Source organism: Pacificispira sp. (genome assembly GCF_965228185.1).
In the GTDB taxonomy this organism is placed as follows: domain Bacteria; phylum Pseudomonadota; class Alphaproteobacteria; order UBA8366; family Aestuariispiraceae; genus Pacificispira.
This window is the reverse complement of the sequence record NZ_CBDDHE010000006.1, coordinates 485,019-510,306: the sequence shown is the minus strand read 5'-3', so window position 1 is coordinate 510,306 and position 25,288 is coordinate 485,019. Positions and strand designations below refer to the sequence as shown.

The 25,288-nt window shown below is 61.9% G+C and carries 24 protein-coding genes; 5 read left to right on the top strand and 19 right to left on the bottom strand.

Going from position 1 to position 25,288, the window contains the following annotated elements:
* From ACO06O_RS13105 to ACO06O_RS13060, 10 genes are all read right to left on the bottom strand, one after another.
* Nucleotides 1–603 carry a c-type cytochrome gene (locus ACO06O_RS13105; RefSeq protein ID WP_421880422.1) on the bottom strand — a complete coding sequence of 201 codons (603 nt, stop codon included), beginning with the start codon at nucleotides 601–603 and terminating at the stop codon, nucleotides 1–3.
* 204 nt (nucleotides 604–807) lie between these two features.
* Entirely contained in the window at nucleotides 808–1,059 is a 252-nt protein-coding gene (locus ACO06O_RS13100; RefSeq protein WP_421880420.1) for a hypothetical protein, read from the bottom strand.
* An 83-nt stretch (nucleotides 1,060–1,142) separates the two neighbouring features.
* A complete protein-coding gene (locus ACO06O_RS13095; protein WP_421880418.1) occupies nucleotides 1,143–1,559 on the bottom strand; it encodes a c-type cytochrome in 417 nt (138 codons plus the stop codon).
* Nucleotides 1,540–2,271 carry a TVP38/TMEM64 family protein gene (locus ACO06O_RS13090; RefSeq protein ID WP_421880416.1) on the bottom strand — a complete coding sequence of 244 codons (732 nt, stop codon included), beginning with the start codon at nucleotides 2,269–2,271 and terminating at the stop codon, nucleotides 1,540–1,542. The genes ACO06O_RS13095 and ACO06O_RS13090 overlap by 20 nt, the downstream gene beginning before the upstream one ends.
* Nucleotides 2,272–2,412: 141 nt before the next feature.
* The gene (locus ACO06O_RS13085) at nucleotides 2,413–3,741 is read right to left on the bottom strand and encodes an APC family permease (protein ID WP_421880414.1); all 1,329 of its coding nucleotides are present in this window, start codon (nucleotides 3,739–3,741) and stop codon (nucleotides 2,413–2,415) included.
* A 79-nt stretch (nucleotides 3,742–3,820) separates the two neighbouring features.
* Nucleotides 3,821–4,471, bottom strand: a complete 651-nt coding sequence (locus ACO06O_RS13080) for a methyltransferase family protein (protein WP_421880412.1) — start codon at nucleotides 4,469–4,471, stop codon at nucleotides 3,821–3,823.
* On the bottom strand, nucleotides 4,471–4,719 hold the full coding sequence (locus tag ACO06O_RS13075; protein WP_421881117.1) for a DUF2933 domain-containing protein: 249 nt from the start codon (nucleotides 4,717–4,719) through the stop codon (nucleotides 4,471–4,473). Before ACO06O_RS13075 ends, ACO06O_RS13080 begins: the two co-directional genes overlap by 1 nt.
* Nucleotides 4,720–4,741: 22 nt before the next feature.
* The gene (locus ACO06O_RS13070) at nucleotides 4,742–7,105 is read right to left on the bottom strand and encodes a copper-transporting P-type ATPase (protein ID WP_421880410.1); all 2,364 of its coding nucleotides are present in this window, start codon (nucleotides 7,103–7,105) and stop codon (nucleotides 4,742–4,744) included.
* Between the two features lie 185 nt (nucleotides 7,106–7,290).
* Nucleotides 7,291–7,953, bottom strand: coding sequence for an RNA polymerase sigma factor (locus ACO06O_RS13065; protein WP_421880408.1), 663 nt, complete (start codon nucleotides 7,951–7,953; stop codon nucleotides 7,291–7,293).
* Between the two features lie 9 nt (nucleotides 7,954–7,962).
* Entirely contained in the window at nucleotides 7,963–8,505 is a 543-nt protein-coding gene (locus ACO06O_RS13060; protein WP_421880406.1) for a hypothetical protein, read from the bottom strand.
* 66 nt (nucleotides 8,506–8,571) lie between these two features.
* Here ACO06O_RS13060 and ACO06O_RS13055 point away from each other — a divergent pair, with 66 nt between their 5' ends.
* Nucleotides 8,572–9,132 carry a Crp/Fnr family transcriptional regulator gene (locus ACO06O_RS13055; protein ID WP_421880404.1) on the top strand — a complete coding sequence of 187 codons (561 nt, stop codon included), beginning with the start codon at nucleotides 8,572–8,574 and terminating at the stop codon, nucleotides 9,130–9,132.
* A gap of 226 nt (nucleotides 9,133–9,358) precedes the next feature.
* A complete protein-coding gene (locus ACO06O_RS13050) occupies nucleotides 9,359–9,559 on the top strand; it encodes a hypothetical protein (protein WP_421880402.1) in 201 nt (66 codons plus the stop codon).
* A 313-nt stretch (nucleotides 9,560–9,872) separates the two neighbouring features.
* Here ACO06O_RS13050 and metH read toward each other — a convergent pair whose 3' ends face one another.
* The 7 genes from metH to ACO06O_RS13015 form a co-directional block, all read right to left on the bottom strand.
* On the bottom strand, nucleotides 9,873–12,605 hold the full coding sequence (metH, locus tag ACO06O_RS13045) for a methionine synthase (protein ID WP_421880400.1): 2,733 nt from the start codon (nucleotides 12,603–12,605) through the stop codon (nucleotides 9,873–9,875).
* Entirely contained in the window at nucleotides 12,602–13,672 is a 1,071-nt protein-coding gene (locus ACO06O_RS13040) for a homocysteine S-methyltransferase family protein (RefSeq protein ID WP_421880398.1), read from the bottom strand. Before ACO06O_RS13040 ends, metH begins: the two co-directional genes overlap by 4 nt.
* 125 nt (nucleotides 13,673–13,797) lie before the next feature.
* A complete protein-coding gene (gene cydX / locus ACO06O_RS13035; RefSeq protein WP_420419760.1) occupies nucleotides 13,798–13,911 on the bottom strand; it encodes a cytochrome bd-I oxidase subunit CydX in 114 nt (37 codons plus the stop codon).
* 16 nt (nucleotides 13,912–13,927) lie between these two features.
* Nucleotides 13,928–15,106 (bottom strand): cytochrome d ubiquinol oxidase subunit II, encoded by a 1,179-nt coding sequence (gene cydB, locus ACO06O_RS13030; RefSeq protein WP_421880396.1) that lies wholly within the window; start codon nucleotides 15,104–15,106, stop codon nucleotides 13,928–13,930.
* A gap of 5 nt (nucleotides 15,107–15,111) precedes the next feature.
* The gene (locus ACO06O_RS13025) at nucleotides 15,112–16,725 is read right to left on the bottom strand and encodes a cytochrome ubiquinol oxidase subunit I (protein WP_421880394.1); all 1,614 of its coding nucleotides are present in this window, start codon (nucleotides 16,723–16,725) and stop codon (nucleotides 15,112–15,114) included.
* A 124-nt stretch (nucleotides 16,726–16,849) separates the two neighbouring features.
* On the bottom strand, nucleotides 16,850–18,472 hold the full coding sequence (locus ACO06O_RS13020; RefSeq protein ID WP_421880392.1) for an amino acid ABC transporter ATP-binding/permease protein: 1,623 nt from the start codon (nucleotides 18,470–18,472) through the stop codon (nucleotides 16,850–16,852).
* Nucleotides 18,469–20,121, bottom strand: coding sequence for an ABC transporter ATP-binding protein/permease (locus ACO06O_RS13015; protein ID WP_421880390.1), 1,653 nt, complete (start codon nucleotides 20,119–20,121; stop codon nucleotides 18,469–18,471). The genes ACO06O_RS13020 and ACO06O_RS13015 overlap by 4 nt, the downstream gene beginning before the upstream one ends.
* 249 nt (nucleotides 20,122–20,370) lie before the next feature.
* On the opposite strand from ACO06O_RS13015, the gene ACO06O_RS13010 reads away from it, so the two are divergent.
* Both ACO06O_RS13010 and fumC read left to right on the top strand, forming a co-directional pair.
* Nucleotides 20,371–21,234 carry an MBL fold metallo-hydrolase gene (locus ACO06O_RS13010; RefSeq protein WP_421881115.1) on the top strand — a complete coding sequence of 288 codons (864 nt, stop codon included), beginning with the start codon at nucleotides 20,371–20,373 and terminating at the stop codon, nucleotides 21,232–21,234.
* A 106-nt stretch (nucleotides 21,235–21,340) separates the two neighbouring features.
* On the top strand, nucleotides 21,341–22,738 hold the full coding sequence (gene fumC / locus ACO06O_RS13005; protein ID WP_421880388.1) for a class II fumarate hydratase: 1,398 nt from the start codon (nucleotides 21,341–21,343) through the stop codon (nucleotides 22,736–22,738).
* A 49-nt stretch (nucleotides 22,739–22,787) separates the two neighbouring features.
* Here fumC and ACO06O_RS13000 read toward each other — a convergent pair whose 3' ends face one another.
* Nucleotides 22,788–23,381 carry a class I SAM-dependent methyltransferase gene (locus ACO06O_RS13000; RefSeq protein WP_421880386.1) on the bottom strand — a complete coding sequence of 198 codons (594 nt, stop codon included), beginning with the start codon at nucleotides 23,379–23,381 and terminating at the stop codon, nucleotides 22,788–22,790.
* Nucleotides 23,382–23,472: 91 nt separating this feature from the next.
* Nucleotides 23,473–23,937: an RrF2 family transcriptional regulator gene (locus ACO06O_RS12995; protein ID WP_421880384.1), complete on the bottom strand. Its 465-nt coding sequence runs from the start codon at nucleotides 23,935–23,937 to the stop codon at nucleotides 23,473–23,475.
* 193 nt (nucleotides 23,938–24,130) lie between these two features.
* On the opposite strand from ACO06O_RS12995, the gene ACO06O_RS12990 reads away from it, so the two are divergent.
* Entirely contained in the window at nucleotides 24,131–25,285 is a 1,155-nt protein-coding gene (locus ACO06O_RS12990) for a hypothetical protein (RefSeq protein ID WP_421880382.1), read from the top strand.
* The last annotated feature ends 3 nt before the right edge of the window (nucleotides 25,286–25,288 follow it).

Here is a 25,288-nt window from a genome sequence, read left to right as displayed (position 1 = left end):
TTACTTGTCCTCGGCGCGGAACCGAGTGTGACAGGCCGAACAGACTTGGCTCGTCATCGCGAAGGCGCCGTCGACCGGCATGGTGCCGATGTCTTCGGCGGACAGGTTTCCATGCATCTGATCGCCGCCCATCATACCGGAACCCGAGCCCATCATGCCGCTATCGGATCCCATCATGTTGGAACCGGCCCCCATCATTCCGCCGGATCCCATTCCGCCCTGATCCGCCATCATGCCGTTATCCGCAGCCAGCGCCAGGCCGTCCGCATAGACCGCCAAGCGGCCTGCCAAATCACTGAATTCGTCCCATTTGGACCAGATTTCAGGCTTCGCCTCGGACGGGTGGCCGGTGCTTCCTTCGGGGAAGAGTTCCGTCATCGCGTCGCCGGAATGCTGCTTGATCAATGCGGCGGCCTCGCGCACGGCGTCGGCGTCGTAGGCCACCTCACCGCGCATCATCGCGGCAACGGCCTTCATCGATTTCCCCATGGACATCATCGCGTCCATGCGTTCCTTAACGACACCGGTGGCGCCGCTGTGGGCAAACGCAGTTCCACCTGCCAAACCGGTTGCCACAACAGCGGCCAAAACGATTTTTTTCATTTCGCTATCCTCACACTAGGTTTCTGCCAATTTTCTGGAAGGAATGGCTCAAACTCTGGGAGGAGGGTAGTCAGGAGAGGGTGTTTGGCCCTCATAAAGCTGAGGAATAACGAAGAACCGATATGCCGTCATAGAAGGTTCCATCGCGGCGGTCGGCGACGCCAGTTGGATCATCAGCATCGCACATCCTGCCGTGGGATGGCATTAGACGCCTCTCGCACGCTCGGCCTGTTGCGTCTCGGCATCGGCACTCTGCATCTGCTGACCGTTAAGGGCAGTCGCCGCGCTCTCGACATGGGCTGCAGCACTTCCCGCGAACACCGTCGCCGCAAGAAATCCGAGCAGAGCCGCGACAGAGAGACTTCTGATAAACCCAAGAAACTGGCTCTGGATCATTTCGAAAAACCTGACCTCGGTTCCCAAGCCCCAAACGCTCTCAGCGTCCAATGTCGTCATTCGGCACCAATATCGCTAGCCGCCCGGCAACGGTCGAGACACATTATGCTGCATGTTCCGGTCTCCGATAGCGTCCAATGCCTTTAGTGGCCGATACCGTTCGCGACCTGAAGTTCTCGAATATACGCAATAATTCGGGTCACTTCCGGCGGGCTGACCTGCGGCTGTGCCGGCATGTCGCCGAAACGCCAGTGATGTTGCCTCGAGCCCATCGCCACCGCGCGGTAGAACGCTTCGTCCGAATGGTGTCCTGGTTCGTAGATTTTATGTATCAGCGGAGGACCATTTTCGGACCCATTCGCGCTGCTGCCATGACATGCCGAACAATTCTTGTTGAAAATCTGCTGCCCGGCGACGGCGACTTCCGAGAATTCCGGGATACTCAAGCCCGCATCCGCGTCCATGGAGGCCTTGTCCTGCTGCCACCACAGATAACCTCCTGCGGCCAGCAGCCCTACGCCTACAATGAATGCCGCCGGTCTAAGTCCGATCTTTGTCATTCGGTCCTCCGCTTTCTATCTCTTGCTCATTCCTCAGGCTTCGTCGCCTCTTCGTTCTGAAGCTTAGAAACACCCCTCCCAGCGCAAGCACGCCAAGCCCCGCCAGCCCAACGAGGACGTCGACCGCGCCGCCTTGACTGGCGCGAAGTCCGGCGCCGGTATGAGACAGCAGGAACGTAGCGGGCACCATACCCGATACCGTCGCAATGGCGAACCAGCGCCGGCGCAACTCGGTCAACCCGGCAGCATAACTCACGACGTCGAACGATACCGCGGGAACCAGCCGCGCCACGAATACGGCGGTCGATAAACCGATCTGAGATGTAAGAACTGCCGGAACAGATCGATCACCGACCCACCGTGCGACGCTCTCGCGCCCGAGCCGCCGGGCGATCTCGAACGCGATCAGCGCGCCAATCTCCGCCCCGATGAGGGCGTAGACCGTACCCCAGAGATGCCCATACACCGCGCCGGCCGCCAAGGTGATCGGCGCACTCGGGATCGGACTGATGACCACAGCTCCTGCCATTAGCAGGATAAGAAGAACCGGTCCCAGAACCGGAAAGCCGGACAACAGTTCCGACACTGTCCCCACCGATGCTAAGTCAAAATGCTCGACAACGAGATAGAGCCCTGCAGAGACTGCAAGCACACCGATGATAGCGGTAAGCACAATCGCGGTTCTTTGCGGGAATGGTCGCGTTTCAGGCATGATGAAGCCCGCCGAAACAGTGCCGCGACATTCCGCGCCACAACCCGGCGGCACTCTGATTTGCGCATCCGCAGAGGCGTCGATGCGCTGCCCAATCCAACGATCTCTCTCGGGCCGCCCAACCGGTAGAGGACGCGACAATCATTGCGGTGCCTCGTCCCGGACCTGTCCCATCCAATGCGACAGGTAGAAACGTTCAAACACGAAAACCCCCACGATGGCCGCAGCCGCATAGGTGACAATGAGCGGGTCGGTCCGAAGCTTCATCACGGTAAACATGACAAGAACCAAACCATCGAACACGAATGCGCCGAGGACCACAAAACCAACCGCGCCAATCTCACGGCGGCGGAAGCGCCAAACACCCCAATGTACGGTCATGTCCATAACCAGATAGAAGAACGCTCCGAGCGACGCGATCCGACTGAGATCAAAGAACACTGCCAGGGCAGAAGCGATCACGACCGTGTAGACGAGCGTATGCCGCTGGATCGGACCGGACATGCCGAAATGGCTATGCGGGATCATCTTCATATCGGTCAGCATTGCCAGCATCCGCGAAACGGCGAAGACACTGGCCAGGACAGCCGACGCCGTGGCGACGACCGCCAGAACGACGGTCAGAAGGAACCCGATTTCGCCCAGCGCCGGTTCAGCGGCCTCGGCGAGCGAATAGTCCCGGGCGGCGATGATCTCGTCGATGGACAGGCTGGCCCCGACACCGTATGCCACGAGCAGATAAATCACGACACAGATCATGATCGAAATCGTAATCGCGCGGCCGACGTTGCGATGCGGCTCGGTAATCTCGGCACCGCTGTTCGTGATCGTGGTGAACCCTTTAAATGCCAGGATCGCCAAAGCGACGGAAGCGGCGAAACCCGACAGTCCAAAGTCTTCGCCCGTACCGGATGCTGACGCGAAGTCGACACCGCTCGACCAAAGCGCCGCGATCCCGAACAGCGCGATGCCGCCAATCTTGATGACGGCCATAACCATCGAAAAGAGGCCGATAGACCGATTTCCCGCGACGTTGATCAGAAAGGCGAAGACGATCACGGCCACGGCGAGAATTGATACCAATACCCCGCCAGCAATGTCGAAGGGACGAAGCAGATAGGTGGCAAAGGTTCGTGCGACGAGACTTTCTGCGATGACCATGCTGAGTGCCATTAGCAGCGCCGCCCCCGCCGCGATGGCGCCGGGGCCATAGCACTTCTGCAAAATCATCGCGATTCCGCCAGCCGAAGGCCACGCGTTCGACATCTTGATATAACTGTATGCGCTGAAACCGGTGATCACTGCACCTGCGATGAAGGCGAGCGGAAAAAACGGCCCCGCGAGTTCGGCGATTTGGCCGGTCAACGCAAAGATACCGGCCCCGATCATGACACCGGTGCCCATCGCGACAGCGCCGCCGAGGGTTATCGAACCCGGTTTGTATCCGTTGTCGGCGTGGTCATGATGCATGTTCTGTCCCACATCATAAGAAGTTGGCGTAGTTAACCTGACAGACCTCACACTTGGGAAACTCCGTCAGGCCGCGACGTCATGCATCGCTAACCCGCGTTCCGATACGCGGTATGAATCGCGGAACGAGGTCCGCATACAGATCATAGTCGGCTCCAAACCGCGCCCGTGTATCGACTTCCTCAGACTTTGCGAGACGCGAGTACATCCAGACTAAGACCGGGAACATGGCCAGCGTGAGCAGAGTCGGCCATTGCACCAAAAAGCCCGCCATAACGAGCACAAACCCAGCGTATTGCGGATGCCTCACTCGGGCATAGGGGCCGGTCGTTGCAAGCCGCCCCGCTCTCTGAGCAGACCAAAGATGATGCCACGCGACCGAGATCAGCCAAAAGCCAGCGCCGATCAACGCGAAGCTCACCAAATGAAACGGACCAAAATGGGGGTTTTCGCCCCATCCCAGGATCATTTCCGGCAGATGTCCGCTGTCATGTGCGAACCAGTCGATACCCGGCCAGTTCGATTGCAGCCACCCAGACAGTACGAAAATCGTCAGCGGAAAGCCGTACATCTCGGTAAACAACGCGATGATAAAGGCGCTAAACGCCCCGAAACTTCGCCAGTCGCGCGACGTCTTCGGCTTGAAAAAGCTTAACCCGAACATGATGAAGACGGCCGAGTTGATGATCACCATCAGCCACAAGCCGTAGGCGCTTCCGAGATCGCTCATCACTTGTCTCCGTCGGACCCATGCCCGCCATGCCCGCCATGCATGAAGAAATGCATGGCGACGCAGACGAGAAGCGGCAACCAGATGATCCAATCGCTCCCAAGGATGTGAATTCGGTGTTCGTAAACCAACAGCAATCCACCGAGAGCAATCGCTACAATGAGGGCTACCCCGGTTCGAGATTTCCAGAAGGATGGTGGGGTTGTGGCTTCACTAGGACGATCATCGTTATGTGAATTGGACGACATTTTCATATAGCCTCTCCTCAACCTAAATCCGCGCGTTCCGGAGTCTCAGCGAGTTCAAAACAACCGAGACCGACGACGCGCTCATCGCGAAGGCGGCGAACATCGGGCTTATGAGAATGCCGAAGAACGGGAACAGAATTCCCGCTGCTACCGGCACACCTGCCGCATTGTAGATCAGCGCGAAGAACAGGTTCTGGCGGATGTTGCGCATCGTCGATTGGGCCAGACGACGGGCCCGAACGATGCCGTCCAGGTTGCCTTTCACCAAGGTGATGCCGGCGCTTTCGATCGCGACGTCCGCGCCGGTTCCCATCGCGATTCCGACATCCGCCTGGGCGAGCGCCGGCGCATCGTTGACGCCGTCCCCCGCCATCGCGACCTTGCGGCCTTCGGACTGCAGATCGCGAATGATACGCGCCTTGTCTTCGGGCAGGACGTCGGCCCGGATCTCGTCGATGCCGAGTTTCGACGCTACCGCCGACGCGGTCCTCTCATTATCTCCGGTTGCCATGATGATCCGGAACCCGAGATCATGGAGCGCCCGCAAGGCATCCGGCGTCGTCTCCTTCACCGGATCCGCGACACTGATCATGCCGCCGATCGCGCCGTCGACGATGACGAACATCACGGTCTCGCCTTCGTCGCGGCGGGCATTGGCGGTTTCGGCGACAGTACCGCCGTCGATCTTCAGGTCCTGAAGCATCTTCGCGTTCCCGAGCGCCACCGAGCGGCCGGTAACCGTTCCTTTGACGCCCTTCCCGGTGACAGCCTCGAATTCCGTGGCGTCTTCGAGAGAAACGCCCCGCTCCTCGGCCCCGCGGAGGATGGCCTCTGCAAGCGGGTGTTCCGATCCCTTCTCCAAGGTCGCGGCGACACGAAGAATATCCGTCTCGTCGAACCCGTCTTGCGGCATGACGGCGACAAGCCGGGGCTTCCCTTCCGTCAACGTCCCGGTCTTGTCGACGATGAGAGTATCGACCTTTTCGAACCGCTCGAGCGCTTCCGCGTTCTTGATCAGCACACCGAGCTGCGCACCGCGCCCCGTAGCGGTCATGATCGACATGGGCGTCGCGAGACCCAACGCGCACGGACATGCGATGATCAGCACCGCAACCGCCGAGATCAGCGCATAGGACAGCGCCGGGGCGGGACCCCAGATCGCCCACCCAATGAAGGCGACGACAGCGACGCCGATGACGGCCGGCACGAAATAGCCAGCCACCATGTCCGCGTATTTTTGGATCGGTGCGCGGGACCGCTGAGCCTGAGAAACCATCTCGACGATTTGAGACAGCATCGTATCGGATCCGACCCGCGTGGCTTCCATGATGAAACTCCCCGTTCCATTGATCGTCGCGCCGGTCACCGTGTCGCCAGCCGTTTTTTCGACCGGAACGGGTTCGCCTGTAATCATGCTTTCGTCGATGGAAGAGCGCCCTTCCAGGACCGTCCCGTCGACAGGAATCTTCTCGCCCGGGCGGACACGAATACGCGCACCGATTTGCACGTCCTCCAGCGGGACTTCCGCTTCCGTGCCGTCGGCACCGATGACACGGGCGGTCTTCGCGGCGAGGTCTAGAAGCGCGCGAATGGCCTTCCCCGTGCCTTCTCTTGCCCGCAGTTCCATAACCTGACCGAGCAGCACGAGCGTGACGATGACGGCCGCCGCCTCGAAATACACGCCGACATGCCCATCGGCACTGCGAAAGCCGTCCGGAAAGATATCCGGCGCCAATACCGCCACGACACTGAATATCCAGGCCGAAGACACACCCATCGCGATGAGCGAGAACATGTTGAGGTTCATAGAGCGGAACGAATTGTAACCCCGCACCAAAAACGGCCAGCCGCACCAAAGCACGACCGGCGTTCCCAACGCCAATTCGATCCAAAGTGTGGCACGTTCCCCGAATATCTCGCGAACGCCGGAGAGACCCAGCAACGGGCCCATCGTCAGGACGAGAAGCGGCGCGGTCAGGGCCGCCCCGATCCAAAACCGTCGCGAAAAGTCCACGAGTTCCGGGTTAGGCCCCTCATCGGCCATCCCGGCGCTTTCCAGTTCCAGTCCCATGCCGCAGATCGGGCACGACCCGGGTGTCGGCTGCCGAACTTCAGGGTGCATCGGGCAGATGTAGACCGGCCCGACATGTCCCGCTGGAACGAGATTGTAGCGACCATCGTCGGCCCCAGCCGGGTGTGCGTGGCAAGAATGATGGCCGTGCCCGTGTCCATGGGACTGGGCAGGACCGGCCTGCCCCTCGGGCACGAGATGCATGCCGCATGTCGGACAGTCGCCCGGCCCGTCCTGACGGACCTCCGGGTGCATGGGGCAGACATAGGTTTCAGCGCTGTTGTCCAGTGTGTTTCGATCGGAACCATGGGTCATTGTCGTAATCCTTCGCATCGGGATGCAGTGTCATCGTACAAGCTTCCAGCGCTGGAAGGTCAAACACAGACAGCGCCGACAAGGTTCGCATTCGAACCCGCTTGCAGCCCGTAGACGACGTTCCCGGCCAGGCGTTACAGAAAAACTTTGAGAACGGTTGAGCCGTGAAGGCGGCAGCCCGGCGGTCAGCGCGTGTGTGATCCGCAGACCGCCTCGTGTTTCGCGCAACCGCAGTCGTCGAAACCGTGCCGGCAGCATCCGCCGCAGTGACGCATCAGCCGGTCGCGCAATGCGATCCGCGCACGGTGAAGGCGAATACGCAACGCGCCCTGATTGATGCCCAAACTCTTGGCCACGCCGGCCCGGTCTTCGTCCCCGAGGTCCAACTGCCGGATCAGATCGGCATCCGCTTCCCTTAGGTCCGTCAGCAGCTCACCGACGCAGGTACAGATTTCTCCAAACAGTTCCGCGTCATTCTCGACCGTAGGGAACTGCACAGGGTCGCGCGACAATGCGTCTTCCATCCGTTGTCGGCGAGAAAGCTTCCGATAGTGGTCGTTCAGAACGGATCTGAGAACCGCGAACAGCCAGGCGTCCAGCCGATCCGGCATTTGCGGATGCGACTTGCGGGACAGCACGCGCAGGCAAAACTCCTGCAGCACGTCCTCCGCTTCCGCGCGGGAGGCTAGGCGCTTGGTAAGGAAACCCAGAAACAAACCGCGTTTGCTCTGCAGTTCGGAGAGCACAGCCCGACCCGTATCCGCTTCTCGCTCCGCCAGAGAAGGAACGCGAGCAGGATCGAGATCGTCTTCGGGAATGACGCGTGCGCCAAGCTCGTCTTGTTTCATGGTCTCGGATCAGTTCATGCCGACCGCCTCATCGGTCGGATCGGTGTATCCCCTCAGGACAGCATAACGCCGAATTTGCTGTTTCGTTAGGAACTTTACCGTTTCCAGATGCGCCGAAAGATGGACGAACCGGAGCCGGGCCCGTGTCACCGCGATCTCGTCCAAAAGATTCTTCAGCCGTACCGGCGTCATGGATCCGCCTCGGAAGCCCTGTTCCAATTCGACCTCGAGCGCTATCAGTTCCTCGCCGAGCTGGATAGCATGGTGGCGCATCGTTTCGACCAATTCCGCAGCGCGCGCCGCCTGCGCCTCGGACAGCGGAATCTCGTCCTTGAGCTCGAGGAGATGCGCCGGCCCCGGCACACCGTTGAGCTCCGCCGGCCGCGCAAGCCCCCAGCCGCCGCCCCTTCGCAGTTCCGCAACATCCGCCCCCGACAGGCTTCGCACATCGGACAGGTCGGCGGTTCGCGGCGCCGCTCCGTGCCGATGATCCTGAGCGTTCGCGGAAACCGGTATCGCGAAAAGCGACAGTACAATCAGGAAATGTTTCATATCTCGTGGCCTTCGACGTTGCTGCCTAGTTGCGAGGCACCTTGCCGCCTGAAGGATTTCTGCGACATGATAGCGATCATGCTGGGAGCGCTTCAGAAAATTTTCTTATCCGACGACGGAGTTCGCCACGCGGCGCCCGGGGGGACGGCCGTCTTTCATCGAGGCGACCCGGTCGACCGAGTATTCTGGGTCGAAAGCGGCCTCGTCGAGTTGGTCCGCTTCCAGGAAAACGGCGATCCCTTGATCCTCCAATCCGCCGGAGACGGATCCTTGCTGGCCGAGGCATCGCTGTACTCCGACGTCTATCATTGCGACGCCATCGTCCGGCAGTCCGCCGCGGTTCTCAGTGTGTCAAAGATAACTCTCAGACATCGGCTTGAAGTCGACCGCACGCTCGCCGCATCGTGGTGCGCCTACCTGGCCAAGGAGGTCCAACACGGCAGAAGCCGCGCCGAAATTCTCTCGCGGAAGACGGTCTCGAAGAGACTGGACGGATGGCTTACCCTGACCGGCAGATCCCTGCCGCCAAAGGGCGAATGGCGATCCGTCGCCGATCAGATCGCCGTAAGCCCAGAAGCCCTCTACAGGGAACTCGCAAAACGCCGAGCCGCGTATGACCAGAATTGAACCGTGCCAAGCTTCACGACAGAAGCCTCACCGAATTCCACTATGCGCGTTATCGTGGAAAATTTGTTAGTTCTCATAAGCGCTGCCTTTTTTGACAGCCCCACATCGCGCCCTAAAATTGAGGAATCTATTGATCGTTAAACCAATCATAACTGGAACAAATATCCATAAAGGCCGAGTTCATGTTGTTCGTGCGCAATAACGATGAGATTCGATAACGGATGCGATGAATGACCGGCAGATCAAGGTGCTGAACCGGTTGCTGGACGGTTTTGAAGGAAAACTCACGACATCGAAATGGGCCAAGCTCGCGAAATGCTCCCAGGACACGGCCTACCGAGATATCCTCGACCTTATCGACCGCGGACTTATGAGGAAGCGCGCCGGCGGCGGCCGGAGCACTGCCTATGATTTGATCCTGGAGTGAGCATCTCTTTCGATTGAAACCCGTCATACGCTGAGGCCGGATGTTTTTCGTCGCCAACTCTAAGAACCTGTCCTTGCAGCTTTGCGAAATGTTAAGCTATTGATATTGCACTTTCTCAAGTGAATACGGTGCCACCCTTAACCGGCATATCGCAATGTGGTGCCAAAGTTAACTGGCATGGAGTGCCAAGTTTAAGCGGTATCTGCGTTAACTCGGTGATCGTGGTGCCATTCTCAATAGGTACTTAACAATTTCTATCCGGACACGATCGCGTCGGGCTCCCCGGACATATCCTGGGGCGCCTTGCCCGGTGCTATTCGGCGGCCTCGGAGCGGGATGGCGGGGTGTAGTTCAGGACTGGGCCGAGCCAGCGTTCTACTGCGGTGACATCCATCTTCTTTCGGTCGGCGTAATCTTCGACCTGGTCGCGTTCGACCTTTGCGACGCCGAAATAGTAGGCGTCGGGATGTGACAGGTAGAGGCCCGAGACGGAGGATCCGGGCCACATGGCCATGCTTTCCGTCAGGCGGACGCCCGTCTGCTTCTCCGCGTCCAACAATTGGAACAGCGTTACCTTTTCGGTGTGGTCCGGTTGCGCCGGATAGCCGGGTGCGGGCCGGATGCCCTGATAGGGTTCGCCGATCAGCTCGTCGGGCGCCAGCGCCTCGTCCGGCGCATAGCCCCAATATTCCTTGCGCACCGCCTCGTGCAGCCGTTCGGCGAAGGCTTCCGCGATGCGGTCGGCCAGCGCCTTGACCAGGATGGCATTGTAATCGTCATTGGCCCGTTCGAAACGCGCGGCGATTTCGGCCTCCGCCGCGCCGGCGGTGACGACGAAACCGCCGATGTAATCCGCCTTGCCGGAGTCGAGGGGCGCGACGAAGTCCGACAGCGCCACATTCGCCCGGCCGTCGCGTTTCGATAGCTGCTGGCGCAGGGTGTAGAATGTCGCCAGTGCCTCGGTTCGGTCCGCATCGGCAAAAAGGCGGATGTCGTCCCCGACCGCCGAGGCGGGCCAGAATCCGATGACCGCGCTGGGCGCGAACCATTTCTCGTCGATGATGCGTTTCAGCATCGCCTGGGCGTCGTCGAAAAGCTGACGCGCGGCCGGGCCCTGTTTCTCGTCGTCCAGGATCTTCGGATAGCGGCCCTTCAGCTCCCAGGTCTGGAAGAACGGCGTCCAGTCGATATACCGGGCGAGATCGGCCAAATCCCAGCTCTCGAAGGTCTTGGTGCCCAGGAAGCCGGGCTTCGGCGGCGCGTAATCCGACCAGTCGATCTTGAACGCATTCTCGCGCGCCTTGGCCAGCGGCACGCGCTGCTTGTCGCGCTCGGATCGCTCATGCTTCTCCCGGACGGTCTGATACTCCGCGCGCAGATTACCGATGTAACCGGGCTTGAGATCGTCGGAGAGCAGGTTGCCGACGACACCCACCGCGCGGCTGGCGTCGGTCACATAGATCGCCTGCCCGCGCGCGTATTTCGGATGGATCTTGACGGCGGTATGGACGCGGCTTGTGGTCGCGCCGCCGATCAGCAGCGGGATGTCGAAGCCCTCGCGCTCCAACTCGGCGGCCATGTGGACCATCTCGTCGAGCGACGGGGTGATCAGGCCCGAAAGACCGATAATGTCGACCTTCTCCTGGCGCGCGGTCTCGATGATCTTGGCGGCCGGGACCATCACACCCAGATCGATGATCTCGTAATTGTTGCAGGCCAGAACGACGCCGACGATGTTCTTGCCGATATCGTGAACGTCGCCTTTCACCGTCGCCATCAGGATCTTGCCCGCGCTGGATCGGCCTTCCCCGCCTTGCGCCAGTTTCTCCTGTTCCATGTAGGGGAGGAGGACCGCGACAGCCTGTTTCATGACGCGGGCCGATTTGACCACCTGCGGCAGGAACATCTTCCCGGCGCCGAACAGATCGCCGACGACATTCATACCCGCCATCAGCGGCCCTTCGATCACGTGCAGGGGGCGTTCTGCGTCGCGCCGGGCCTCCTCGGTATCGGCCTCGATGAATTCGGTGATGCCGTTGACCAGGGCGTGTTCCAGCCGTTTCTCGACCGGCCATTCGCGCCAGGCTGTATCCTTTTCCCGGGCCTCTCGGCCACCGGAATCCCGGAAATTCGCGGCCAGATCCAGCAGGCGTTCGGTCGCCGAGCCACCCGCCTTGGGCGTGCGGTTGAGCACCACATCCTCACAGGCCTCGCGCAGATCCGGATCGATGGATTCGTAAACGGCGAGCTGCCCGGCATTGACGATGCCCATGTCCATCCCGGCCTGGATGGCATGGTACAGGAACACGGCATGCATCGCCTCGCGTACCGGCTCGTTGCCGCGAAAACTGAAGGAAAGGTTTGAGACCCCACCGGAGACATGGGCATGAGGCAGGTTCTGCCGGATCCAGCGCGTCGCCTCGATGAAGTCGACGCCGTAATTGTCGTGCTCCTCGATGCCGGTGGCCACGGCGAAGATATTGGGATCGAAGATGATGTCTTCGGGTGGGAAGCCGACTTCGTCGACCAGAATGCGATAGGCGCGCGCGCAGATCTCGGTCTTGCGCGCGAAAGTATCGGCCTGCCCCTTCTCGTCGAAGGCCATGACCACGACCGCGGCCCCATAGGCGAGACACAGGCCCGCAGAGTGCCGGAACGCGTCTTCGCCCTCTTTCAGGCTGATCGAGTTGACGACGGACTTGCCCTGCACGCATTGCAGGCCGGCCTCGATCACCTCCCATTTGGAGCTGTCGATCATCACCGGCACGCGGGCGATGTCGGGTTCGGAGGCGACGAGGTTCAGGAACTCGACCATGGCGGCCTTGGAGTCGATCAACCCCTCGTCCATGTTGACGTCGATGATCTGTGCGCCGTTTTCCACCTGATCGCGCGCGACCTCGAGGGCGGCGGCATAGTCGCGGTTGACGATCAGCTTTCGGAAGCGGGCGGAGCCGGTGACATTTGTCCGCTCGCCGACATTCACAAAGGGGATGTCCGGCGTCAGGACGAAGGGTTCGAGACCCGAAAGGCGCAGATACCGGGTCATTGCGGTACCTCCCGAGGGGGGAAGGGTGCAACTGCATCGGCGATGGCGCGGATATGATCGGGCGTCGTGCCGCAGCAGCCGCCGATGACATTGACCAGGCCTTCCCGCGCATAATCGGCGGCTTGCGCGGCGGTTTCCTCGGGCGTCTCGTCATACTGGCCGAAGGCGTTTGGCAATCCGGCATTCGGATAGGCGCAGGTGTGCACGGGGGCGACACCGGCGATCTCGGCCATATGGGGCCGCATGGCTTCGGCCCCCAAGGCGCAGTTGAGCCCTACCGTGAAGGGTCGGGCATGGGCCACCGAATGCCAGAAGGCCGTCGGTGTCTGACCCGACAGCGTGCGGCCGGAGGCATCGGTGATGGTGCCCGAGATCATCAGCGGCAATTGCCGTCCGGTGTCACGGAAGGCCTCGAAACAGGCAAAGATCGCGGCCTTGGCGTTCAGCGTGTCGAAGATGGTTTCGATCAGGATCAGATCCGCGCCCCCTTCGATCAGGCCTTTGACCTGTTGACCATAGGCGATCCGGAGGTCGTCGAAGGTCACGGCCCGGAAGCCGGGGTCGTTCACATCGGGGCTGAGGCTCGCCGTACGGTTGGTGGGGCCGAGGGCGCCAGCGACGAAACGGGGCCGCCCGTCTTCAGCCTGGGCGCGGTCCGCGGCCCGGCGCGCAATGCGGGCGCCAGCCACATTCAGGTCATGCACCGCGTCTTCCATGCCGTAATCGGCCTGCGCGATGGTGGTGGACGAGAAGGTGTTGGTCTCGAGAATATCCGCGCCTGCCTTGGCATAACGATAGTGGATTTCCTCAATGGCCTGCGGTTGGGTCAGGACCAGAAGGTCGTTATTGCCCTGCTGCGGCTCATCCGAATGATGGTGATGCGCGCAGGCGCCATGCCCGTGGCCGGCGTAATCGTCCTCGCCCAGGCCCAGGGCCTGAATCTGCGTCCCCATCGCCCCGTCGAGGACCAATATGCGCTCGCGCGCCGCCGCCCGTAAGGTTTCCAGCGTCCCGGAAATGGTGCGGTTATCGCCGGTCGGCCGCGAAGGGCGGTGAAGTTCGGACATAGGCTCCTCTGGGATCCAATCGCGTGGAAGACGTCATGAAGAGCATAGTACTTACAACATCGAAGAGGGGGCTTTCAACCAAACCACACAAATTTTATGGCATTTTCGTCAGCCGCCAACTTGTGTCAGTCGTCGTCTTCCGTCAGGGCGCGGTCGCGTTGGAGTTCGAGCCACATTGCGTTCATTACGGCGAAGATCGCGGCGAGGGAGAGGCCGAGGATCCAGGCGAAGTACCACATGGTCGGGGCTCCTTTCTCAATAGACCGTGTCGGAACCGGATTCGACGTCGGTTTCGGTGACCTTGCCCCAGAGGACCAGATAGACCCAGGCGGTATAGGCGAGGATCAGGGGCATGAAGAGCGCGGTCGCGACCAGCATCACGAACAGAGTTTCGTGAGAGGAAGACGAATCCCAGACCGTCAGCGAGCTGTCCGGCGCGATGGATGACGGCAGGATGAAGGGGAACATGGTCAGGCCGACGGAAGATATGCCGCCGAGAATCCCCAGTTTCGACCAGAGCAGCGTTGTCACTTCTCCCCGGCCTTCCTCTCTCTTCCGACGCAGACCGCGGACGGTCAGGATCATGCCCAGGAAGCCAATCACGGGCGCAACCGCGATCCAGGGCCGGTCGGCATAGGCGGCAAGCCAGCTTCCGGTGCGTGTCACTTCGGAATAGAGCGGGTTCGACGGGCCGTCGGTAACCGGTGTGCCGACGAAGGCGTATCCGCCGATTCCGAAGGCGAGCCACAACCCGGCCCCGGCATAGCCCGCGATGGTCACCAGCCCGGTGACGCCGCCGATGGCCCGCGCCCGCGCCGCGACCGCCCCGTCCGATTTCAGGACCAGCCAGGCCGCCCCATGGGTTACCAGCATGCACAGCGAGACGACCCCGCAAAGCAGGGCGAACGGGTTCAACAGGCCCAGGAACTTGCCGTAGAACGTGCCCTCGTAGAGCGGGAACAGATCCTCGGTCAGTTGGAAGGGCACGCCCTGCAACACATTGCCGACGGCGACGCCGAAGATGACGGGCGGCACCGCCCCGGCGGAGAACAGCGCCCAGTCCCAGCCCCGGCGCCAGGCGGGCGAGGGGCGCTTGGAGCGGTATTTGAACGCGACGGGCCGGACGATCAGGGTTGCCAGCACCGCGAACATCGCCAGATAGAAGCCGCTGAAACTGACGGCGTAGAGCGGCGGCCAGGCCGCGAAAATCGCACCGCCGCCCAGGATGAACCAAACCTGATTGCCTTCCCAGACCGGGCCGACCGTGTTGATCGCAACCCGCCGTTCCGTATCGGTCCTGGCGACGAAGGGCAGCAGTGCGCCGACGCCCATATCGAACCCGTCGGTCATGGCGAAACCGATCAGCAGCACGCCGAGCAGCCCCCACCAGATGACCCGCAAGACTTCATAGTCGATCAATTCGTGCAGGATCATGATCGTTACTCCGCCGGATTGGGCGCGAAGGGCCCTTTGCCGTCATGGGTTCGAAGCCGGTGTTCGTGGCGCGCCTCCCAGGCCTCGGTTTCCTCGACATCCATAAAGGGTCCCTTGCGGATGTATTTCAGCATCAGGCCCATCTCGATCACGAACAGAACCGAATAGAACGCGACGAACCCGGCCAGGGTGATCAGCAGGTCCGCGACGGACAGATGGCTGACCGACATGGCGGTCGGCAGGACACCGTCGACGGTCCAGGGCTGACGGCCGAATTCCGCGACGAACCAGCCCATCTCGGCGGCGATCCAGGGGGCCGGGATGATGAAGACCGCCCCCCAGAGCGCCCAGCGCGGATAGGTCTGGCCCCGGAAACTGCTGCGCCAGAAGAAATAGGCCATTGTCGCGACGAAGAGGAATCCCAGCCCGACCATGATGCGGAAGGCCCAGAACAGGGGCCAGACGGTCGGGACCGTATCCTCGGCCGCCTGCAGGATCTGTTCCTCCGTCGCGGTGCGAGGATCGTCCGTATAGCGCTTCAGCAACAGGGCATAGCCCAGGTCTCCGCCGTGATCCTCGAACCGGTCGCGCACGTCCTGCGGAACGGCGCCGCGTTCGGCGCGGATCTGCATAAGCGCGTCATAGGCGATGATCCCCGACCGGATACGGTCCTCGGAAATCGCCTCCAACTCGTTGATCCCCGGAATCTCGGTGTTCAGCGACCGTGTGCCGATCAACCCCATGACCCAGGGGATTTCGACCGCATAATGGGTTTCGCGCGCTTCCTGGTCGGGAAAACCGATCGCGGTGAAGGGCGCCGGCGCGTCATGGGTTTCCCACATCGCCTCTATCGCCGCGAGCTTCATCTTCTGGGTATGGGTCGCCGAATATCCCGACTCGTCGCCCAGGACCACGACGGACAGCGCGGAGGCGAGGCCGAAAGCCGACGCGACGGTGATGGAGCGTTTGGCCAGGCCGATATGGCGGCCCTTGATCAGATACCAGGCCGACACACCCAGCACGAAAACGGCGGCGGTGACATAGCCGGCGGAGACAGTGTGGACGAACTTCGCCTGTGCGACCTCGTTGAACATCACCTCGAAGAAGGAGGTCATCTCCATACGCATCGTGTCCGGATTGAATACCGCGCCCACCGGATTCTGCATCCAGCCATTCGCGATCAGAATCCACAAAGCGGAGAAGTTCGATCCGATGGCCACCAGCCAGGCGACGAGCAGATGCTGGACGCGGGAAAGCTTGTCCCAGCCGAAGAAGAACAGGCCGACGAAGGTCGCCTCCAGGAAAAAGGCCATCAGGCCTTCAATGGCCAGCGGGGCCCCAAAGACATCGCCGACATAGTGACTGTAATAGGACCAGTTCATGCCGAACTGGAATTCCATCGTGATGCCGGTGGCGACCCCCAGGACGAAATTGATCCCGAACAGCGTGCCCCAGAACTTCGTCATCTGGCGCCAGATCGGCCGGCCCGTCATGACATAGACGGTCTCCATGATCGCGACCAGGACGGACAGGCCGAGCGTCAGCGGCACGAACAGGAAGTGATACATCGCGGTCATCGCGAATTGCAGGCGTGAGAGGGTTACGACGTCGATTTCCATCACGGTACCTCGTCTTACCTAGACCGGGTCCAATGTAATGGATCCGGCGGGTCTGGGACCAATGGCCCCGCGTTTCCCGGACGCCGCAGAGTAACGCGTTCCGCCCTTCTGCGCAGCGTCAATGTCACTGATGGTAGAGTATCCTGTCGAAGACGAAATGCTCCTGATTGCGGTGCATCGCCGCACAAAGGGCGGTGCCCGGCAGAAAGTCCCGGATTGCCGTAAGAAGCCGGTGCGACGCGATCTCATCCAGCCCCTCGGTCGGTTCGTCGAGCAAAAGCAGGGCCGGGCGGGTCATCAGGGCGCGGGCCAGGCACAACCGCCGCGCCTCGCCGCCCGACAGACCGGCGCCGCCTTCGCCCAGGATCAGATCCAGCCCGCCGCGCGGGGCCAGGGCACCGGTCAGACCGACACATTTCAGCACCGCGCGCAGGTCCTCGTCCCCCACCGGCGCGGCGAGGGTCAGGTTATCCCGCACCGACCCGGCCATCAGGGCGCTGCGCTGCGGCAGCAGAACGACTTGGCGGCGCAACGCGTCCTCCGGCCAATCGGCGATGTCGATGCCCTGGATGCGAATACGCGTCGGCCCCGCGGGCATCAGACCCGCGATCTGCATCAACAGCGTGGTTTTTCCCGAGCCGCTGGGCCCGATCAGCGCCAAACCTTGGCCCGAAGACAGAACCGTCTCGGTCCCCTCTTTTTCGATCCGCAGCACCGGGCCGTCTGGATCGAGCCGAGGGGACATGGCCGTGTGCGCGGTCGCGGGGGCCGGCGACGGACCGCTCTCGTCCGCCACGACATTGCGGGCGGCGATCAGCGTTCGCCCCAGTTCCGCCGCGCCGCGCCGGATACCGGACAGGATTTCCGCCAAAGCCAGGCTGACGAAGACAGCGATGGCCGCCTGCGGTGCGTCGATCCGGCCGTCGGCGATCAGCGCGCCGCAGAGAAGGATCATGCCTGCAACGCACAGGCTGGTCAGGGTCGATAGTCCGAAGACGGTCCCCCGTTCGGCGCGGTCGAGTTTCCGTGCGGCGGCGCGCAGCCCGTGGTCCAGCGCGATCAGGCGCGACGCCGCCTGCCTTAAGCGTCCACCGACGATCAGTGCGTCCCGGTCCCGCAGCAGGTCGATCAGCCGCCGCCGCAGGGTCTGCTGCCGGGCCTCATGGACCGCCGACGGTCGGACGGAACGCAGGCCCAGCCGATGAAGAATGACAGCGCCGAAAAGGCCATAAATCGCGGCAAGGAGAACGGCGCAGCTCCAATGGACCAACAGCCAAAGCGCCAGGCAGGCCAGGGCCAGGGTCAACACCCCCGCCGCTATCGGCGCCCAGAGACGCAGGACGACCCCGTCCAGTGCCTCGACATCCGCAACGATCCGGGTCAGCGCCGCTTCGCCCCGCAGGCCGCTGAGCGCGCGGTAGCCGCGCCGGGACAGGCCGTGCAGCAGATCGACCCTCAGGGCGGCCAGCGCCTTCAATGTCGCTTCATGCGTAACCAGACGCTCGCCATATCGCGCGGCGGTGCGGCCAAGCGCCAGGAACCGGACGCCCGCCGAGGGGCGGAAGAAATCGAAGCCGATGCCGATCCCCGCGATGCCTGCGACCCCGGCCGCCGTGATGAACCAGCCGGACAAGCCCAGCAGCGCCGCCGCCATGACCAGAACCAGAACGGACAGCGCCAGCCCGGCCGCCCAGACTCGGGGCGAGGCGGCGATCAGCAGGCGCGTCGCGGAAATCAGGGATTTCATGACCCCACCTCAATCCGTTGCGCCATGGCCTGGGCCAGGTCCGGATCATGGGTCGCAACCAGGACCGTGACCCCGCGTCGGTTCAGGTTGCGCAGTGTCTCGATCACCAGACCGGCGTTGTGCCGATCAAGATCCGCCGTCGGTTCGTCCGCCAGGATCACGTCCCGGCCCTCGAAGATCGCGCGTGCCAGCATCAGCCGCCGGAACTCACCGCCCGACAGGCCGCCTCCCGTCTCGCCCAAACGCGTCTGCAATCCGTCGGGCAGGGCGCGAACGAACCCGTCCGCATGGGCGGCGACCAGTGCGGGCCAGGGGTCGCGACCCGTCCGGTCGGGATCCAGATAGACGCAAATCCGTGTCGCCGGGAAATGCGGCGTCTGCGCCACCAGCGAGATCCGGCGCCGCCAGGCATCCGCCGTCCGTGCGTCCAGATCCCGGCCGCAAACCGTGACGATTCCGCCAGACAGGGGCAGCAGCCCGGCGACGGCATGCAGAATCGTCGTCTTTCCCGATCCGCTAGGGCCGACCAGCGCCGCGCTGCCGCCTGCTTCCAGCGTCAGATCGGGGAGGGGTCGGACAGTGTCGCCCAAGCGGACGGACGCGGCCCGCAAGGACAGGGCTGCCGACCCTGGCAGCGGATCGGCGAGGTTCGCTTTGCCGACGAATGGAAGCCGGGGGCTGGCCACGATCTCCGTCACCGCGCCGAGCACCGCGCGGCCCGCCGCCCGGTCGTGCCAGGCGGCGGCCAGTTCGCGCATCGGCTGGAAAAATTCTGGGGCCAGCAGCAGCAGAAAGACGCCCTGCCAGACGGTCAGGCTGCCGCCCCAGGCCCCGAAGGTCACTTCGCCCAGCAAGGAGAACCCGACATAGACCGCCACCATCGCGACGCCGAGCGCCGAGAACAGCTCCAGCACGGCCGAGGACAGGAAGGCGATTTTCAGGACCGCCATGGTCTGACGCCGCAGCGTGTCCGCCCGTTCCGCGAAGTCCGTCAGGACGCGGCCGACCGCGCCGAGCGCCCGGGCATCCAGCAGCGCGCCAAGCCGATCCTGCAGCATCGTGTTGATCGTGCCGATTTCGCGCAGATGCTTGCGCGATGCGTCTTCGGCCGCCATGCCGACCAGCGCCATGAAGATCGGAATCAAAGGCCCCGCCGCCGCCAAGATCAGTGCCACCGCCCAGGAATGATAAAGAGCGAGCGCCAGGATCACCGCCGGAACGATCATCGTTCGGGTCATGGCGGCGCGGTACCGCGTGATCCAGGGATGCAGCATGGGCAGGGTCTGAACCGCCGTGGCGGCGATGGCCGCCGAGCTGACCTCCGACCGGCTCCTTGTCTCACGCCGGATCAAGCGACCGCGCTCTCGTGCCACGATCACGTCGGCGGCCCCGAACAACCGGCCGCCCGCGCGATGGTCGATGGCGGCGCGGATCAGTCCGAGGATCAGGAAGGTGCCCGCCAGAGCGGCGGTCTCGGTCAAATCCACCGGTCCGGATACCCAGCCGTCGAGCACTGTTGCCAGGATCGCCGCCTGGGCCGGCCAGATCAGTGCGGCGGCCGCGGTCAGGGCACCGGCGGTACGTAACCGACCGGCAACCGGCCGCAGCAGGCTCCGTTCCGGCTTGTTCCGATCTTTCCTGGGCTGCACCACCTGCGTCCCTTCTACATAGCCGTCCATAATGTCCGACCGGGTCATCTATAGAGGGCATGCGTCCCGGTGCAACTCGGGCGGATCGTCGCCCCGGTTCGTTGCCCGGCGGCGGCCGGTCCGCTTCGGTAGCGACAATTTGCTTGCGGCCGGTGGAACGGGGTCGACAATGGCGATACCATATTGAGGATCGATATCGTGCGCCGCATTCGCGTATCGGAGGATTTCGTGAGCCAGTATCCCATCGACATTTCCGTCCGACCGGACGTCAAAGCCTTCTTCGATCCCGCGACAAATACGATCAGCTATGTCGTCAAGGATCCGGCGTCGAATGCCTGTGCGATCGTCGACAGTGTCCTGGATATCGATTACGCCGCCGGGCGTATTTCCCATGACAGCGCGGACCGGATTCTGGAATTTCTGGAAAGCCGGGGTCTGGACCTTCAATGGATCATCGAAACCCATGTGCATGCCGATCACCTGTCGGCGGCAACATATATCCAGGACCGAGCCGGGGGGAAGATCGGGGTCGGCGAGAAGATCACGCTGATTCAGGAAACCTTCGGCAAGATCTTCAATGAAGGAACCGAGTTTCAGCGGGACGGGTCGCAGTTCGACGCCCTGTTCCGGGACGGCGATTCCTACCGGATCGGGGAATTGCGGTGTTTCGCGATGGAGACACCCGGCCATACGCCTGCCTGCATGGTTCATGTCATGGGCGACGCCGCCTTTGTCGGGGATACGATCTTCATGCCGGATGGCGGGTCCGCGCGCGCCGACTTTCCGGGCGGCGATGCGGCGACCTTGTACGATTCCATTCAGAAGGTTCTGTCCCTGCCGGACGAGACCCGCCTTTTCATGTGCCACGATTATGGCCCGAATGGCCGCGAGATACGCTGGGAAACCACGGTGGCGGAGGAGAAGGCCGACAACATTCATGTCGGCGGCGGCAAGACACGGGACGAATTCGTCGCCTTCCGGACCAAGCGCGATGCGGAACTGAACATGCCCGCGCTTATCCTGCCCTCTCTGCAGGTCAATATGCGTGCCGGGACGATCCCCGAGGATTCCGGCGGGCGGCCGATGCTGAAGGTGCCGGTCAACGGGCTTTGATCGCGCAGGGCGGCGCCTGGAGGCGGGAAACGGCCTTTCTTTTCCGCGGATGAACCCCAGATACGGTCGGTACTCGCGCCAGCCATGGACCGATTGAGGGGATGCAATGACCGACAAGACGCGCAGGGAAACAGATTCGTTCGGGGCGCTGGATGTGCCTGGGGAAATGTATTACGGCGCGCAGACAGCGCGGTCGCTGATGAATTTTCCGATCGGCGGCGAGACCATGCCGCGTCCGCTGATCCATGCGCTGGGCGTCATCAAACAGGCGGCGGCACGGGTCAACGCGGCGCAGGGGCAATTGGATGCAGAGCGCGCCGCGGCCATCGAACAGGCGGCCTCGGAAGTGGCCGGGGGCCGGTTCGATGCGCATTTCCCCCTGGTTGTCTGGCAGACCGGGTCCGGCACTCAAACCAATATGAATGCGAATGAGGTGATCGCGAACCGGGCGATTGAAATCCTGGGTGGCGTGGTCGGATCCAAGGACCCCGTGCATCCGAACGACCATTGCAATATGAGCCAATCGTCAAACGACACTTTCCCCACCGCCATGCATATCGCGGCGGCGGTGCAGATCCGGCATTCCCTGCTGCCGGCGCTTGAGCATCTTCGCGCGGCGCTGGCTGCGAAAGCCGAGGAATGGGCGCATATCGTCAAGATCGGTCGAACCCATACTCAGGACGCGACGCCCCTGACCCTTGGGCAGGAATTCGGCGGCTATGCCGCGCAGCTCGGCCTTGGGATCGGGCGGGTCGAAGCGGCGCTGGACGGGCTCTACGACCTCGCCCAGGGCGGTACGGCGGTCGGCACCGGGCTGAACGCGAAAAAGGGGTTTGCTGACGCTTTTGCCACCGAGGTCGCGGCGATCACGGGACTGCCCTTCCGCACGGCCCCGAACAAGTTCGAGGCACTGGCGGCCAATGACGCCTATGTCTTTGCCCATGGTGCCCTGAACACGGTCGCCGTATCGCTGTTCAAGATCGCGAACGACATCCGCTTCCTGGGTTCCGGTCCGCGTTCCGGCTTGGGTGAGTTGTCCCTGCCGGAAAACGAACCCGGCTCCTCCATCATGCCGGGCAAGGTCAATCCGACCCAATGCGAGGCCATGACCATGGTCTGCGCGCAGGTGCACGGCAATCAGGCGACAATCTCCTTCGCTGGAAGCCAGGGCCATTTCGAATTGAATGTGTTCAAGCCGGTCATGGCCCATGCCATGCTGCAATCGATCAAGCTGTTGTCCGACGCGGCGGTCAGCTTTGCCGATCGCTGTGTTGCGGGCATCGAACCGAATGAAACGAATATTACCCAGTTGATGGAAAGATCCTTGATGCTGGTCACCGCCCTGGCGCCCGCCATCGGGTATGACCGGGCGACCGAGATTGCGAAATCCGCCCATAAGCACGGAACGTCGCTGCGCGAGGAGGCGCTGCGCCTCGGTTATGTGACGGAGGCGCAGTTCGACGAGCTGGTCCGGCCTGATCGCATGATCGGTCCGTCGGATTGATCTTGCACGTCGGAACCGTGCGGATCCTCAACCTACGTAACAATGCAGGTCACGCATACCCGACCCATCCCCGCCAGGTGAAGGCGGCATAGAAAAGCGTTACGCCGCTGAATCCTGCGGCACGCAGGATCGCCGTATCGTCTTCGGGCGACAGGACGTCCAGGCTGCGGCCCACCGTGTCCCGGGCATTGATCGCCATCTTGGGGTCGGCACCGGAGGCGATGGCGAAGTCCGCATACCGGTTCAGCCAGACCGCGCGTTCCGCCGTGGCTTGCGGAAAGCTGGAATGCGCTGCCACAAATGGCGCAGCGGGTCGTAAGCGGCGGTGAATTTCCGCTGCCGTACGGCGACGCTCTTCGGAAGCAAGAAAGTGCAGCGTCAGAAGGCAGATCGCGCCATCGAACGGGCCTTCCGGCGCTTGATCGATATAGCCTTCCACAAACGCCGCCCGGCTGGCATGTGGCCCCAGGGTGCGCTGGGCCAAGCCAATCATTTGTCCGGCCGGATCTACGCCGGTGAATCGCCAAGAAGGATAGGCATCTGCCAGGACGCGCATTTCCATCCCTCCGCCAGCGCCGAGAACGAGGATATGAGCGTCCTCCGGGACCCGTTCCGCCAACAGAATGCCCGCCATGCGATGCATGTCGGTCAATCCCGGAACAAACCGCCGGACGCCGTCAGCATAAGACGCAACGGTTTCCGGCCGCGAAAAGTGTTCTTGGAACTCGTTGCCTTCACTCCGCATCCGATTTCTCCAGACCGCAAACCTGTTTCCGGACGGACAAGCGTGCCCGGAATTCGGCGTTCAATTGCGCCAGGGTGACATTTTCCAGATGCGCCAAGAGCGTGGCCTCCGCCTCCCGAAATGCGCTGTCGAGAGAGGCATTTACGGCCTGTTCCACCAGGCATTCCGGCGCGTCACTTCGATTGCCCATGGCCAACATGACCGGCTGGCCCAACGCCCGGTACACATCCAACAAGGTGATTTCGGGCAGCTTGCGTACCAGCCGCCAACCGCCGCCATGTCCTTTCTCGGACGCGACCAAACCGGCACGGCGCAAGCCAGCCATCAGGCGGCGTACCACGACAGGGTTGGTCCGCATGGCACGGGCCAGGGAGTCGGACGGAATGGGATCGGCCTGTTCCGCCAAGTGGAGAAGCAGATGAAGGGTTGCCGAAAGGCGACTATCTCGTATCATGTAACTTTATAAGCTACATGATACGATCGACGTCAAGCCCCGCGGGACAGAGCGGTTCGCGCCAATCGAGATTAAGACATCCGGCGATTGCGGGCATTTTGCGAAAATCCTGTGGAATTGCGACGGTTCTTTAACGATTGCTCAATGGGTTTGCGTCAAGTTCCGCCTTCCCATTCTTGTTCGTGAGTTGTCGATGAATCCCACCCTCGAATCCGTCGTCTTCGCATCGCCCAGCGTCGCCTTGAAGGTCAATCAATTGTCGCGAGACCTGGCCAAGGAAAATCAACTGTTCGAGAATCAGACCCTCAATACGACGATCATTTTCAAGTATCCCAACTTCGATGCGGCCCAGGCGCCCAGTGAGGATATCATTCCCGGTCTGGAGGATTTTCTGGCCGACAAGACGGAAAAGAAGCCTATCCGTACGGCGATTTTCGTTCCAAAGGACGCGAAGGATGTGCGGCTGGGCGGGTTCGGAATTTTCATGGATGACGACAAATTTCCCGAACTGTCCGAACGGTATCTGGGGTTCAAGATCGACAAGACAATCCGACAGCCGGATGCGGAAAAACTGGCGATTCTGGAGAACTGCCCTTCCTTCGACCCGTTCCTGGTGAAAGAGGCCTTTGATCTTGCTGGCACCCCGATCGACCAAAGCTATGTGACGATTTCCGAAGAGGAGGCGCAGCAGGTACGGGGGCTGATCCAGGCCAAGCTGAAGCCGATCGTCGCCAAGGCGCTGAACCTGTCCCATGAAGGCAAGATCGAGAATTCGTCGCGCCAGTTCCTGGAAACGATCTGGGACCCGCAGGCGGAAACCGGCGCCCATTTCATAGCCGCCTTCGGAATCGGGATCGGCGATGCGCCGAAGGTGTTCTCCGCCTGGAAAGGGGTCGCCTATTTCGACAATGAATTCAATCAGCGGCAGTCCGAGTCCCGCCAATTGGTGGCCTGGTTGAAGAGCGACGCCTCGTCGCCCAGTGACTATGCAAAACTGTCGACCCAGGAGAAGCAGCAGATCGACATGTTCCGGAAATCGGTCACGTCAAAAATCCTGAATGTTAGTAACAATATTTCTCTGATTTTGAACCGTTACCAGCAAAGCTACCGGGCCTTCATCGACCATGACCGGCCTAAGGAATTTCAAAAATTCCTGATGGGGGCTGAAAAGTACTATTGGACGTTGGGGGGCTGTAACGGCGTGCTGGCGCAGGTGATCGGTACCTGGAAACGTTATATGAAGGCGGCAACCGGCACGCGGCTGAACTATGAGGTCAACGAGCGGATGCTGAAAGTCTGCGACGCCATTCTGCGCGCCCGCGGCGAGGATAAGCAGATCGCATTGTGATGC

Coding starts and splice junctions, on each gene's coding strand:
- ACO06O_RS13105 (WP_421880422.1), bottom strand. CDS start 603: ATGAAAAAAATCGTTTTGGCCGCTGTTGTGGCAACCGGTTTGGCAGGT.
- ACO06O_RS13100 (WP_421880420.1), bottom strand. CDS start 1,059: ATGACGACATTGGACGCTGAGAGCGTTTGGGGCTTGGGAACCGAGGTC.
- ACO06O_RS13095 (WP_421880418.1), bottom strand. CDS start 1,559: ATGACAAAGATCGGACTTAGACCGGCGGCATTCATTGTAGGCGTAGGG.
- ACO06O_RS13090 (WP_421880416.1), bottom strand. CDS start 2,271: ATGCCTGAAACGCGACCATTCCCGCAAAGAACCGCGATTGTGCTTACC.
- ACO06O_RS13085 (WP_421880414.1), bottom strand. CDS start 3,741: ATGCATCATGACCACGCCGACAACGGATACAAACCGGGTTCGATAACC.
- ACO06O_RS13080 (WP_421880412.1), bottom strand. CDS start 4,471: ATGAGCGATCTCGGAAGCGCCTACGGCTTGTGGCTGATGGTGATCATC.
- ACO06O_RS13075 (WP_421881117.1), bottom strand. CDS start 4,719: ATGTCGTCCAATTCACATAACGATGATCGTCCTAGTGAAGCCACAACC.
- ACO06O_RS13070 (WP_421880410.1), bottom strand. CDS start 7,105: ATGACCCATGGTTCCGATCGAAACACACTGGACAACAGCGCTGAAACC.
- ACO06O_RS13065 (WP_421880408.1), bottom strand. CDS start 7,953: ATGAAACAAGACGAGCTTGGCGCACGCGTCATTCCCGAAGACGATCTC.
- ACO06O_RS13060 (WP_421880406.1), bottom strand. CDS start 8,505: ATGAAACATTTCCTGATTGTACTGTCGCTTTTCGCGATACCGGTTTCC.
- ACO06O_RS13055 (WP_421880404.1), top strand. CDS start 8,572: ATGATAGCGATCATGCTGGGAGCGCTTCAGAAAATTTTCTTATCCGAC.
- ACO06O_RS13050 (WP_421880402.1), top strand. CDS start 9,359: ATGAATGACCGGCAGATCAAGGTGCTGAACCGGTTGCTGGACGGTTTT.
- metH (WP_421880400.1), bottom strand. CDS start 12,605: ATGACCCGGTATCTGCGCCTTTCGGGTCTCGAACCCTTCGTCCTGACG.
- ACO06O_RS13040 (WP_421880398.1), bottom strand. CDS start 13,672: ATGTCCGAACTTCACCGCCCTTCGCGGCCGACCGGCGATAACCGCACC.
- cydX (WP_420419760.1), bottom strand. CDS start 13,911: ATGTGGTACTTCGCCTGGATCCTCGGCCTCTCCCTCGCCGCGATCTTC.
- cydB (WP_421880396.1), bottom strand. CDS start 15,106: ATGATCCTGCACGAATTGATCGACTATGAAGTCTTGCGGGTCATCTGG.
- ACO06O_RS13025 (WP_421880394.1), bottom strand. CDS start 16,725: ATGGAAATCGACGTCGTAACCCTCTCACGCCTGCAATTCGCGATGACC.
- ACO06O_RS13020 (WP_421880392.1), bottom strand. CDS start 18,472: ATGAAATCCCTGATTTCCGCGACGCGCCTGCTGATCGCCGCCTCGCCC.
- fumC (WP_421880388.1), top strand. CDS start 21,341: ATGACCGACAAGACGCGCAGGGAAACAGATTCGTTCGGGGCGCTGGAT.
- ACO06O_RS13000 (WP_421880386.1), bottom strand. CDS start 23,381: ATGCATCGCATGGCGGGCATTCTGTTGGCGGAACGGGTCCCGGAGGAC.
- ACO06O_RS12995 (WP_421880384.1), bottom strand. CDS start 23,937: ATGATACGAGATAGTCGCCTTTCGGCAACCCTTCATCTGCTTCTCCAC.
- ACO06O_RS12990 (WP_421880382.1), top strand. CDS start 24,131: ATGAATCCCACCCTCGAATCCGTCGTCTTCGCATCGCCCAGCGTCGCC.